At 47.1% G+C, this 11,512-nt stretch carries 12 protein-coding genes; all 12 read left to right on the top strand.

The window, feature by feature from the left end; all coding sequences use genetic code 11:
• Nucleotides 1–143 precede the first annotated feature (143 nt).
• The 12 genes from WKT17_RS03555 to WKT17_RS03500 are packed head-to-tail and all read left to right on the top strand — an operon-like array spanning nucleotide 144 to nucleotide 11,387.
• Entirely contained in the window at nucleotides 144–1,595 is a 1,452-nt protein-coding gene (locus WKT17_RS03555) for an aminoacyl-histidine dipeptidase (RefSeq protein WP_173749131.1), read from the top strand.
• A 31-nt stretch (nucleotides 1,596–1,626) separates the two neighbouring features.
• Entirely contained in the window at nucleotides 1,627–2,337 is a 711-nt protein-coding gene (locus tag WKT17_RS03550; protein ID WP_173749130.1) for a M23 family metallopeptidase, read from the top strand.
• A gap of 52 nt (nucleotides 2,338–2,389) precedes the next feature.
• Complete coding sequence (locus WKT17_RS03545) at nucleotides 2,390–3,217, top strand: GTP pyrophosphokinase (RefSeq protein WP_173749129.1); 828 nt, start codon at nucleotides 2,390–2,392, stop codon at nucleotides 3,215–3,217.
• A 4-nt stretch (nucleotides 3,218–3,221) separates the two neighbouring features.
• A complete protein-coding gene (locus WKT17_RS03540; RefSeq protein ID WP_445291963.1) occupies nucleotides 3,222–4,616 on the top strand; it encodes an RsmF rRNA methyltransferase first C-terminal domain-containing protein in 1,395 nt (464 codons plus the stop codon).
• A complete protein-coding gene (locus WKT17_RS03535; RefSeq protein WP_173749127.1) occupies nucleotides 4,616–5,332 on the top strand; it encodes a pseudouridine synthase in 717 nt (238 codons plus the stop codon). Before WKT17_RS03540 ends, WKT17_RS03535 begins: the two co-directional genes overlap by 1 nt.
• On the top strand, nucleotides 5,325–6,008 hold the full coding sequence (locus WKT17_RS03530) for an HAD family hydrolase (protein ID WP_173749126.1): 684 nt from the start codon (nucleotides 5,325–5,327) through the stop codon (nucleotides 6,006–6,008). Before WKT17_RS03535 ends, WKT17_RS03530 begins: the two co-directional genes overlap by 8 nt.
• The gene (locus tag WKT17_RS03525; protein WP_291682155.1) at nucleotides 6,005–7,918 is read left to right on the top strand and encodes a YgiQ family radical SAM protein; all 1,914 of its coding nucleotides are present in this window, start codon (nucleotides 6,005–6,007) and stop codon (nucleotides 7,916–7,918) included. The genes WKT17_RS03530 and WKT17_RS03525 overlap by 4 nt, the downstream gene beginning before the upstream one ends.
• A gap of 4 nt (nucleotides 7,919–7,922) precedes the next feature.
• Nucleotides 7,923–8,696, top strand: coding sequence for an SDR family NAD(P)-dependent oxidoreductase (locus WKT17_RS03520; RefSeq protein WP_340271846.1), 774 nt, complete (start codon nucleotides 7,923–7,925; stop codon nucleotides 8,694–8,696).
• Nucleotides 8,697–8,701: 5 nt separating this feature from the next.
• The gene (locus WKT17_RS03515; RefSeq protein ID WP_173749123.1) at nucleotides 8,702–9,319 is read left to right on the top strand and encodes a hypothetical protein; all 618 of its coding nucleotides are present in this window, start codon (nucleotides 8,702–8,704) and stop codon (nucleotides 9,317–9,319) included.
• Between the two features lie 8 nt (nucleotides 9,320–9,327).
• Nucleotides 9,328–10,308 (top strand): RluA family pseudouridine synthase, encoded by a 981-nt coding sequence (locus tag WKT17_RS03510; protein ID WP_173749122.1) that lies wholly within the window; start codon nucleotides 9,328–9,330, stop codon nucleotides 10,306–10,308.
• Nucleotides 10,305–10,844, top strand: a complete 540-nt coding sequence (lepB, locus tag WKT17_RS03505) for a signal peptidase I (protein WP_291682152.1) — start codon at nucleotides 10,305–10,307, stop codon at nucleotides 10,842–10,844. Before WKT17_RS03510 ends, lepB begins: the two co-directional genes overlap by 4 nt.
• A 12-nt stretch (nucleotides 10,845–10,856) precedes the next feature.
• A complete protein-coding gene (locus tag WKT17_RS03500; protein WP_173749120.1) occupies nucleotides 10,857–11,387 on the top strand; it encodes a Holliday junction resolvase RecU in 531 nt (176 codons plus the stop codon).
• Nucleotides 11,388–11,512: the final 125 nt, after the last annotated feature.

Genomic DNA, 11,512 nt, shown 5'->3' with positions numbered 1-11,512 from the left:
AATCCCCCGAAAAAGTTGGGATGCTTCTTTGTCTTACTATATGAACCAGAAAATCCGGCTATGTCCGAAATGGGAATGGGACTTGCTATTTGTCCCAGAATGTGTAAAAATGAATCATAGAAAAACAGCAGGAGGTAACAGAAATGGCAGTTTTAGAAAATTTAGAGCCAAAGAGAGTTTTTTATTATTTTGAGGAACTGACAAAAATTCCTCATGGTTCGGGAAATACAAAGGAAATCAGTGATTATCTGGTGGAATTTGCGAAAAAGCGGGGACTTCGCTATATACAGGACGAAAGCAACAATGTGGTAATTTTTAAGGACGCGTCAGAAGGTTATGAAAAAGCGCCTGTGGTTATGCTGCAGGGACATATGGACATGGTATGTGAGAAAAAACTGGAAAGCAGTCATGATTTTGCCAAAGATGCGCTGCGGCTGGGAATTGACGGCGATTTTATCTATGCCAAAGATACTACTTTAGGAGGGGATGATGGTATTGCCGTGGCCTATGTCCTGGCAATTTTAGAGGATGACACACTGCAGCACCCGGCTCTGGAAGTAGTGATTACTGTGGATGAGGAAATCGGACTTTTAGGCGCGGCAGCGCTGGATACTGCGCCTCTTAAGGCAAAGTATCTGCTGAATCTGGATTCGGAGGAGGAAGGATATCTGTGGGCCGGCTGTGCAGGCGGCATGACAGCAGTATCCAAACTTCCCGTACGGTATCAGGAGTATACAAATGAGAAGTGGAAGGTTACCGTATCCGGTTTAAAAGGCGGGCACTCCGGTGCGGAAATTGATAAAAACCGGGCAAATGCAACCATTCTTCTGGCCAGATTTCTTCATGAGGCAGAAGGCGGGGCAGAGTATGCCCTGGCGGAACTTACAGGCGGACAGAAAGACAATGCTATTCCCCGGAAGGCAGAGGCGCTGGTATTGGCGGATGCAGAAGACGGAAAAGCGCTGGGTGCTTATGCGGAAACCTTTACGGAAACACTCCGCAGAGAATACACCGGAAGTGACGAAGGTATTACGGTAACCGTGGAAGCTCTGGGTGAAGGCACAGAGCCGGTTCTGCACCCGGTGAGTCAGGAAAAGGTGCTGTTCTTTCTGCTGCATTATCCAAACGGTATCCAGAAAATGTGCGGTTTTATCGAGGATTTGGTAGAAACCTCCTGTAATTTGGGAATCACCAGTCTGACACCGGAAGCGTTGTGCGGAACTGCCAGTGTGCGCAGCTCCGTGGGAAGCGCAAAACAGGCTCTGGCAGATAAAATTGCATATCTTACAGAATTTCTGGGCGGCAGCTTTGATATCGAAGGAGATTATCCGGCCTGGGAATACCGTCAGGATTCCAGCCTGCGTCCTGTTATGACAGAGGTATTCAGGGAAATGTATGGAAAAGAGCCGGAGGTCAAGGTTATTCATGCAGGCTTAGAGTGTGGTCTCTTTTATGAAAAAATTCCGGGTCTGGACTGCGTGTCTTTGGGACCTGATATGCAGAACATTCACACCACAGAAGAGAAGCTGTCCATTTCCTCAGTGGAAAGGGTCTGGAAGTATCTTCTGGAAGTATTAAAAAGAATAAGGGCTTAAAAAGTCATAAATTCCTCCGTAGGCACATAGAATGATATGTAAGGTAAAACTGTGGGCAGACGGAGGAATTTTTGTGCGAAAATGGCTGCTGGGGCTGTGCCTGCTTTTGTTTCTGGACACGCAGACGGCAGGGCATCTGAGAGAAAAAACGTCTTTGCAGGATTTGAGAGACAGAGGGATTCCTACGAGAATGTTGGAGCGGCTGGAAATTCCGGCAGAAGAAATCAGGCTCTATGGTATTTTCTGGGAAGATTTGCAGTATTTTCCCGCAGCCGGGCGAAAAGAGGTGCAGGGACAGCAGTTTTTCTTTGAAAATTCCTGGCATGCCAGGCGGACATTTCAGGGAGAACGGCTGCACGAAGGCTGTGATATTTTCGGCAGAGAGGAAAAAAGCGGATATTATCCCATTCTCAGTATGACTGACGGAATCGTGGAAAAGGTGGGATGGTTGCCTCTGGGCGGATACAGAATCGGCATCCGAAGTCCCGGAGGCGGTTATTTCTACTACGCTCATCTGTCTTCTTATGCGCGGGAATTTCAGACAGGGGAGCAGATAAAGGCGGGAGAAGTCCTGGGGTTTCTGGGTGATACGGGATACGGGGAAGAAGGAACTGCAGGAAAATTTGTACCGCATTTGCACCTGGGTATTTATGTGCGGACACAGACAGAGGAAGACCATGCGTTGAATCCATATCCGGTGCTGCAGTTTTTACAGAAAAGGCAGAAAAATTTTTTCTATTAAAAAGAAAAAAAATATGCTATACTTTATGGATATAGTTAAGGAGTAATGTTTTATGGAAATACGTTTATGGCGCGAACTGCTGATTCCTTATGAGCTTGCAGTGAAGGAACTGGTCATGAAATTTAATCAGCTGAAAAAAGAACACAAAGAAAAAGACCTGTATTCCCCTATTGAGCAGGTGACCGGACGGGTAAAGTCCATTAACAGCATTCTGGAGAAAATGCAGAAAAAAAACATTTCCTGGGATGAATTGGAGGAAAAGGTGGAGGATATTGCAGGCGTCCGTATTATCTGCCAGTTTTATGAGGATATTGAGAAGGTAGCTGAATTAATCCGCAGGCGCAGTGATATGCAGGTGCTGGAGGAAAAAGATTATGTGACTCACATGAAAGAAAGCGGCTATCGCAGTTACCATATGATTATCCTCTACGCCACAGAAACTTTAAACGGACGTAAGGAAATCCGGGCGGAAATCCAGATAAGAACGCTGGCCATGAATTTTTGGGCCACCATTGAGCACTCTTTGCAGTACAAATACAAGGGCAATATGCCGCCTCATCTGGCGAAGAGGCTGAGCCGGGCTGCAGATTCCATTCTGCAGCTGGATGCGGAAATGTCTTCCGTGCGAAACGAGGTTATGGACGCCCAGAATTCCATGCTGCACCAGTCCAATCTGGTGGCGGATATTCTGAATAACATAGAAAATCTGTACCACTATTCGAATCAGCGGGAAGTGGCGAAAATACAGGATGAATTTTACCGGATTTACAAAAACGGAGAGCTGGAGCAGCTGGAGCGGTTCCACAGGGAGCTGGATATTCTGGCGGAAGGGTACCGGGCTCAGGCGCTTACATACGAGGAAATAGAGGAAATGCAATAAAATGATAAAGTTGCCGAAAGATTACGAAGAAGAAATGCGAGGCCTTTTGGGGCAGGAATTTGAGGCGTATCTGAAGACTTATGAACAGCCTCTCAGGCAGGGAATGCGAGTGAACACTTATAAGCTGACAAAGGAAAAGTGGGAGAGTATGACTCCTTTTGGAAAGGAGCAGGTACCCTGGATAGAGAACGGATACTACATAGACAGGGAGAGCAGTCAGCCGCCCTCCCGCCATCCTTATTACTTTGCAGGGCTTTACTATCTGCAGGAGCCCAGCGCCATGACACCGGCCAGCCGTCTACCCGTAGAAGTTGGGGACTATGTGCTGGATTTGTGTGCCGCGCCGGGGGGAAAGGCCACGGAACTGGGAGCGAAGCTGAAGGGAACAGGATTTTTGCTTGCCAATGATATCAGCAACAGCCGTGCCAAGGCGCTGCTTAAAAATCTGGAACTGGCAGGAATTCCGAATATTTACGTTACCAGCGAAGACCCGGAAAAGCTTACCAGGCAGTTTCCGGAATTTTTTCACAAGATTTTAATTGATGCCCCCTGTTCCGGGGAAGGCATGTTTCATAAAGAGCCTAAAATGGCAGAATACTGGGAGGAAAAACCGCCCGCTTACTATGCTGAGATTCAGAAGAAACTTCTGGAGCAGGGGGCCCAAATGCTGCGTCCCGGCGGTATGCTGCTGTATTCCACCTGTACATTTTCCAAAAAGGAAAATGAGGAAGTGATTGCCCATCTTTTGAGCAGAAGAGAGGATATGGAGGTGGTTACTCCGGTATGGTATGAAGGCTTTGTCCATGGATTTCCTCTGGAAGAGGTTTCGGAGGAAGTGAATCGGCAGTTGGCTTCCTGTATCCGTATTTTTCCTCATAGAATGCCGGGAGAAGGACATTTTGCTGCGCTTTTGCGGAAAAAAGGACTCAAAGAGGAGGACAGGAATGGTGCAAAGGCAGCAGGTGAGAAGAAAAAAACAGACTTGCCTGCCTGTGTGGAGGAATTTTTAAAACTGGTATCTCTGGATTTTAACAAGGGCCGTTTTCAGATAGAAAAAGACCGGCTGTATTTCCTGCCAGAAGAGGTGCAGATGCCCAGACTTCGCTATCTGCGCACCGGGCTGTATCTGGGGGATATCAAGAAAAATCGTTTTGAACCCAGCCAGGCTCTGGCTATGGCTCTCTCTCCGGAAACCTTTGCTTCCTGCATTTGGCTTTCCGGAGACGATGTACGTACTGTAAAGTATTTAAAGGGAGAGACCATAGAAGTATCCGAGCAGGAGCCGGCACAGGCAAAAGGCTGGCAGTTAGTGTGTGTGGACGGCTTTCCGCTGGGCTTTGGCAAGCTGGACAGGGGCATTTTGAAGAACAAGTATTATGCAGGTTGGAGATTACAGTAATGGGAAAAATAAGACTGGATAAATATCTGGCAGATATGGGTCTTGGCACCCGCTCCCAGGTAAAGCAGCAAATTCGCAAGGGAAGCGTGACGGTAAACGGGGAAATTGTAAAGACTCCGGACTATAAAATTGACATCGAAGAAGACCGGGTGGCGGCCGGCGGTAAGTGTCTGGCTTATGAAACGTTTTCTTACTATATGCTGCACAAACCTCAGGGCGTGGTGTCTGCCACAGAGGATAAGCGGGACAAAACCGTGCTGGATTTGCTTGTCTCCAAAAAACGGAAGGATTTGTTTCCGGTAGGGCGGCTGGATAAGGATACGGAAGGTTTACTGCTGATTACCAACGACGGGGAACTGGCTCACAATCTGCTGGCGCCGAAAAAACATGTAGATAAAACCTATTTGGTAAAGCTGCGGTATTCGGTGTCTGAAGAAGAATTAAAACAGCTGGAAAGCGGCGTGGATATTGGAGAAAAAGAGAAAACTCTGCCTGCCGCAGCTAACTGGTATCAGGGAGAAAAAGACCAGGTACTGCTGACCATCCGGGAGGGGAAATTTCATCAGGTGAAACGAATGTTTCAGGCTGTGGACAATGAAGTGGTGTATTTGAAGCGGCTGTCCATGGGCAGCCTGCAGTTGGACGAAAAGCTGCAGCCGGGAGAGTACCGGGAATTAACTCAGGAAGAAATAGAGAGGTTGAAGGAACATGCTTGAGAACATAAAGGCCGTTATTTTTGATTTGGACGGCACACTGGTGGATTCCATGTGGATGTGGAAGTCCATTGACATGGAATATCTGGCGGCAAAAAAAGTTTCCATACCGGAAGATTTAGAGGCTTTTCAGGATGAACTGGAAGGCATGGGATTTACAGAAACTGCAAAGTTTTTCAAAGAGCGGTTTCAGATAGAAGATTCCCTGGAAGAAATTAAGGAGACCTGGCTTTTGATGTCCAGGGAAAAATATTGTCATGAGGTTCCCCTAAAACCGGGGGCTCTGGAATTTCTGAAAGAATTAAAGAAGCGGAAAATTTCTGTGGGAATCAGTTCCAGCAACAGCCGGGAACTGATTGCAGAGGTTTTAAAAGCACATAATATAGAAGCGTATTTCGACTGTATTACCACCTGCTGCGAGGTGCCAAAGAGCAAGCCTGCGCCGGATGTATACCTGAAAACTGCTCAGGGATTGGGAGCAGCGCCTGAAGACTGTCTGGTGTTTGAAGATGTTCCCATGGGAATCCTGGCCGGAAAGCGGGCGGGCATGAAAGTCTGTGCCATAGAAGACGCTTACAGTAAAAAGCAGGAGAGACAGAAGCGGGAACTGGCGGACTGGTATGTGCAGGATTATCTGGAAGTTCTGGAAAATGAAGCACAAAAAGGAGCGTGTGTATGAGCAGAGAATTTTTGCCTGTCACCAGAGCGGAAATGGAAGAGAGAGGCATCTGGCAGCCGGATTTTGTCTATATCAGCGGAGACGCTTATGTAGACCATCCCTCCTTTGGAGCGGCCATTATTACCCGTCTTCTGGAGAGCCGGGGGTATTCCGTAGGTATTATTTCCCAGCCCGACTGGCGGAAAAAAGAGAGCATTTCCGTTTTTGGAGAGCCCAGGCTGGCCTTTCTGGTTTCTGCAGGAAATATGGATTCTATGGTGAACCACTATACCGTGGCGAAAAAGCACCGAAGGCAGGATTCCTATTCTCCGGGCGGACAGATGGGGCTGCGCCCGGACCGGGCGGTGACGGTTTACGGCAATCTGATTCGTCAGACGTATAAGGACACGCCGGTGATTCTGGGGGGCATTGAGGCTTCTCTTCGCAGACTGGCCCATTACGATTACTGGTCAGACAGCATGAAACGTTCTGTGCTTATGGATTCCGGAGCGGATTTGATTTCTTACGGTATGGGAGAACACAGTATTCTGGAAATTGCCGAGGCTCTGGATAAGGGAATTCCTGTAAGTTCTATTACTTTTGTGCCGGGGACGGTGTATAAGGCAAAAAAAGCGCCGGAGGGGATTTTGCTGCCCTCTTTTGAAGCGTTATCTGCAAAAAAAGAAGCCTATGCCGGGAGTTTTCGGATTCAGTATGAGAATACAGACCCCTTTACCGGAAAGGTGATGGCAGAATCCTATGGAACGAAAGGGTTTGTGGTACAGAATCCCCCTGCAAAACCATTGACACAGAAGGAAATGGATGAGGTCTATGAGTTGCCGTATATGGGAACATATCATCCCATGTATGAAAAGCAGGGGAAAATTCCGGCTATTGAAGAGATTCAGTTCAGTATCACCAGCAACCGGGGCTGCTTTGGCGGCTGTAATTTCTGCGCTCTGGCTTTTCATCAGGGAAGGATTGTCCAGACCAGAAGTCACGGGTCCATTTTGCGGGAAGCCGAAAGTTATAGAGAGAAGCCGGACTTTAAGGGGTATATTCACGATGTGGGCGGCCCTACAGCAGATTTTCGTCACCCTTCCTGCAAAAAGCAGATGACAAAGGGGATTTGTACCAACCGGCAGTGTCTGTTTCCAAAGCCCTGCAAAAATCTGGAGGCAGACCACAGGGATTACCTGGAACTTCTTCGGAAGCTGCGCCATCTGCCGGGAATTAAGAAAGTGTTTATCCGCTCCGGTATTCGCTTCGACTATGTCAATGCAGATCCTTCGCCGGAATTTTTAAACGAACTGGCTGCTTATCATGTCAGCGGACAGTTAAGAGTAGCGCCGGAACATGTATCCGACCAGGTGTTGTACTATATGGGAAAACCGGAACATAAGGTGTACGAAGAGTTTCTGAAAAAATTCCAGCGGGCCAATGAGAAATCCGGGAAAAGACAGTTTGTAGTGCCGTATCTCATGTCCTCTCATCCGGGCTGTACCATAAAGGAGGCTGTGAAGCTGGCAGAGTATGTGCGGGATATGGGCTTTATGCCGGAGCAGGTGCAGGATTTCTATCCCACACCGTCTACCATGTCTACCTGTATGTATTACACCGGGCTGGACCCCAGAACCGGGGAAAAGGTCTATGTACCGAAAAGCGCCAGGGAAAAGGCCATGCAGAGAGCCCTTCTCCAGTACAAAAATCCGGAAAACTATGAACTGGTAAAAGAAGCCCTTTTAAAGAGCGGCAGAAGCGATTTGATTGGTTTTGATAAAAAATGTCTGATTCGGCCAAGAGGCGGAAAAGGCAAACCGGAGAAAGAACATGTCCGGGATTTTCAGAAGAAACAGGTAAACAGCAGGGAAAACGGCAGAAAGAAAAAATCCATACGAAATGTGCATAAGAAAAAATCAGGTGGAAGGTGAGAAAATGGAAACAGGAAAAACCATTGCGGTGGTGACCGGAGCCTCTTGTGGCATGGGAACGGAATTTGTCCGGCAGATAGGAGAACAGAAGCCTTTCATAGAAGAAGTGTGGGCAATAGCCAGAAATCGGGAAGCACTGGAGAAACTGCAAAGAGAGGTTTCCAAGGTGAGGGTTTTTGCATTGGATATTACCAGTCCAAAGGATTTAGATACTTTGGCAGCAGCTCTGAGACAGGAACGTCCCAGGATAGCCTGGCTGGTGTGCAGCGCCGGAGCAGGAGTGCAGAAAACCGTGGAAGAAACCGGTTTGTCTGATTTGCAAAACATGATTGAGTTAAACTGCACGGCGCTTACTGCGGTGACAAAACTCTGTCTTCCCTACTGCAAAAAGGGGCACCTTCTTTTACTGGCCAGCGGCGCGGCTTTTGTGCCGCAGCCGGGTTTTGCGGTTTATGCGGCTTCAAAAGCTTATGTACTCAGCTTTGCCAGGGCTCTGAACGTGGAACTAAAGAGAAGCGCCAGAGTAACGGCAGTGTGTTCCGGACCGGTGGATACGCCGTTTCTGGATAAGATGGGCGGAAAAGAGCAGATGCCTGCATACAAGAAACCCTTTATTGCTTCTGCAAAAAAGGTGGTAAAAAAAGCTTTAAAGGATGCTGAAAGAGGCAGAGAACTTTCCGTGTACGGCATTTCCATGAAGGCTACCAGAATTTTCTGCAAAATAGTTCCGCACAGGATGATTATGAGGTGTATGTATGGAGACAAAAGAGGAGCATAGAAAACATGAGTAAAACAAAACAGAAAATACAGAAGGGCGATTACGGTTATATCAAAAGCCAGCAGAAAAAGAGGACCCTGTATACGATACTGGCGCTTCTTGCCCCCCTTCTGGTATTTTTTACAGGTTTATATATTCACAGAACGAGAAATACCGTTTTTACTGTTGTAGCTGTAGTTGCCTGTCTTCCTGCGTGCAAATTTGCTGTGGGCATGATTATGATGTATATGCAGAAGCCCATGAAACGGGAAGACTACGAACAGATAGAAAAGCATAAAAAGGGACTGACCTGTTCCTATGAACTGGTGATTTCCGCCTATGAGAAACAGTCTTTCGTGGATTCCATTGCTGTGTGCGGCAATACGGTTGTGGGATACACCAGCAGAGCAAAGACGGATACGGCTTTTACAGAAAAACATATACAGGACATTCTGCGGCAGAACGGTTTTTATGTCAGCGTGAAAATTTTCACCAGACTTGGGGATTACACGTCCCGTCTGGATTCCATGTGGGAACACAGGGAATCGCTGGAAAAAGACATAAAATTCCGTCCGGACCCGGCAGAACCCAATCTGACGAGAAACGGGAAAATCATGCGGGTGATTCACGCAATTTCCCTGTAGGAGAAAGTATGAAGCAGTTAATCATAAAAGAAATGGAAAGCGGACAGAGGCTGGATAAATTTCTGGGTAAGTATTTAAAGGAAGCTCCAAAAAGTTTTATTTATAAAATGCTCCGCAAGAAAAATATTACCTTAAACGGAAAGAAGGCAGACGGAAGCGAAAAACTGAAAACAGAAGATGTGGTGAAGCTGTTTTTTTCCGAGGAAACGCTGGAAAAATTTTGCGGACAGGTAAAACAGGGAGAAAAAACGGCTTTGGATATTGTTTATGAAGATGAACAGGTACTTTTTGTGAACAAGCCGGCGGGTATGCTGTCTCAGAAAGCAGAAAAGGAGGATGTTTCTCTGGTGGAATATCTCACCGGATATCTGCTGGAGACGGGAAGCCTTACCAAAGAGGATTTGCGGACTTTCCGTCCCGGTGTGTGCAACCGTCTGGACAGAAATACCAGCGGTCTGGTGGCGGCCGGGAAAACCGTACAGGGTCTGCAGGAATTGTCCCGGTGTTTTCAGGAGAGAAGTATGCACAAATATTATCTGACTCTGGTAAAAGGAGAAATCCGGGAAGCAGCCCATATTAAGGGGTATCTGTGGAAAGATGAGAAGCGGAACAAAGTGACCCTGTGCAGCCGGAAAAGAGAGGGAAGTCTGCCCATTGAGACAAAATACGAGCCGCTGGCTGTGGGGGATAATGGGGATACGCTTTTGAAGGTGCAGCTTTTAACCGGACGTTCCCACCAAATCCGAAGCCATCTGGCAGGTACGGGGCATCCGGTTATCGGAGACTTTAAATACGGGGACGCCAGGGTGAATGAGAAGTATTGCCAAAAATATGGGGTGCAGTATCAGCTTTTGCATGCCTGGAAGCTGGAATTTCCAAAGTCCGAAAAGAGATTGGAAAATCTGGCGGGAAAAGAAGTGACGGCACCGGTACCCGACTTGTTTCAGCAGGTGCTAAAAGGGATAAACATAAGGGAGATGAAGCTATGAGCAAACCATTTAAGAAAAAATCTTTGTGGAAGGAACTGTGGGAGTATGTGAAAATGATACTTTTTGTTGTCATTGTGGTTTTGGTGGTGGACAATTTCCTGCTGATTAATGCGGTGATTCCCTCAGAATCCATGGAGAACACCATTATGACCGGGGACCGGATTTTCGGAAACCGTCTGGCCTATTTGTTTGACGATCCGGAGAGATTTGATATTGTAATCTTTAAGTATCCGGATGATGAAAGTCAGAGATTTATCAAAAGGGTTATCGGTCTGCCAGGGGAAACCGTGGAAATCCGGGAAGGAAAGGTGTATATCAATGGTTCGGATACGCCTTTGGATGACAGCTTTACCCCTGAAACCCCTGTGGGAAACTTTGGACCATACACTGTACCGGAGGGTTGTTATTTCATGCTGGGGGACAACCGGAATAATTCCAGGGATTCCCGTATGTGGGACAATCCCTATGTGAAGAAAGAAAAGATATTGGGAAAGGCAGTGCTGCGGTATTTTCCGGGCATTGAGGTTCTGAAATAGAAAGGCGGCATTATGGCTACATGGAGTTCCAGAGGGCTTCGCGGCTCTACCTTAGAGGAATTGATTAACCGAACCTGTCAGCAGTACAGGGAGAAAAAGCTGGCGCTGATTCAGAAAGTGCCCACCCCCATTACGCCGGTGCGCATTGACCAGAACAGCCGTCACATTACCCTGGCCTATTTTGACCAGAAAAGTACGGTGGACTATATTGGGGCTGTCCAGGGAATTCCAGTGTGTTTTGACGCAAAGGAGTGCTGCACAGATAATTTTCCCCTGCAGAATATTCATGCTCATCAGGTGGAGTTTATGAAAGACTTTGAGAAGCAGCAGGGGATTGCTTTTTTGATTCTCTATTTTTCTCACAGAGATGAAATCTATTACATGCCTTTTCAAGAGATGTATGCCTTTTGGGAACGGGGGCAGAATGGGGGAAGGAAACACTTCAAATACAGCGAACTTTCGCCCCGGTGGTTTCTGCAGAGGACAGGCAGTATTATGGTTCCTTTTTTGGAGGGAATACAGAAAGATTTGGAGAGCAGATAAAGGGTAAAATAAATAAAAAGAAGAATTGACACTCTCAAGACTTTATGTTAGAATTTCCTAAAAAGTGAATTTTTTAACAAAGAGGAATTTGGTGGTTGTGCATAAAAGCAGAGAAAGGGGTGGAC

Source organism: Blautia sp. HCN-20427 (assembly GCF_037890365.1).
Taxonomy (GTDB): domain Bacteria; phylum Bacillota; class Clostridia; order Lachnospirales; family Lachnospiraceae; genus Blautia.
This window is presented reverse-complemented; position numbering and strand designations above follow the sequence as displayed.

What these genes read in the sequence shown, in the direction of transcription:
- WKT17_RS03555 (WP_173749131.1), top strand. Translation starts at nt 144, where the DNA reads ATGGCAGTTTTAGAAAATTTAGAGCCAAAGAGAGTTTTTTATTATTTT.
- WKT17_RS03550 (WP_173749130.1), top strand. Translation starts at nt 1,627, where the DNA reads ATGATATGTAAGGTAAAACTGTGGGCAGACGGAGGAATTTTTGTGCGA.
- WKT17_RS03545 (WP_173749129.1), top strand. Translation starts at nt 2,390, where the DNA reads ATGGAAATACGTTTATGGCGCGAACTGCTGATTCCTTATGAGCTTGCA.
- WKT17_RS03535 (WP_173749127.1), top strand. Translation starts at nt 4,616, where the DNA reads ATGGGAAAAATAAGACTGGATAAATATCTGGCAGATATGGGTCTTGGC.
- WKT17_RS03530 (WP_173749126.1), top strand. Translation starts at nt 5,325, where the DNA reads ATGCTTGAGAACATAAAGGCCGTTATTTTTGATTTGGACGGCACACTG.
- WKT17_RS03525 (WP_291682155.1), top strand. Translation starts at nt 6,005, where the DNA reads ATGAGCAGAGAATTTTTGCCTGTCACCAGAGCGGAAATGGAAGAGAGA.
- WKT17_RS03520 (WP_340271846.1), top strand. Translation starts at nt 7,923, where the DNA reads ATGGAAACAGGAAAAACCATTGCGGTGGTGACCGGAGCCTCTTGTGGC.
- WKT17_RS03515 (WP_173749123.1), top strand. Translation starts at nt 8,702, where the DNA reads ATGAGTAAAACAAAACAGAAAATACAGAAGGGCGATTACGGTTATATC.
- WKT17_RS03510 (WP_173749122.1), top strand. Translation starts at nt 9,328, where the DNA reads ATGAAGCAGTTAATCATAAAAGAAATGGAAAGCGGACAGAGGCTGGAT.
- lepB (WP_291682152.1), top strand. Translation starts at nt 10,305, where the DNA reads ATGAGCAAACCATTTAAGAAAAAATCTTTGTGGAAGGAACTGTGGGAG.
- WKT17_RS03500 (WP_173749120.1), top strand. Translation starts at nt 10,857, where the DNA reads ATGGCTACATGGAGTTCCAGAGGGCTTCGCGGCTCTACCTTAGAGGAA.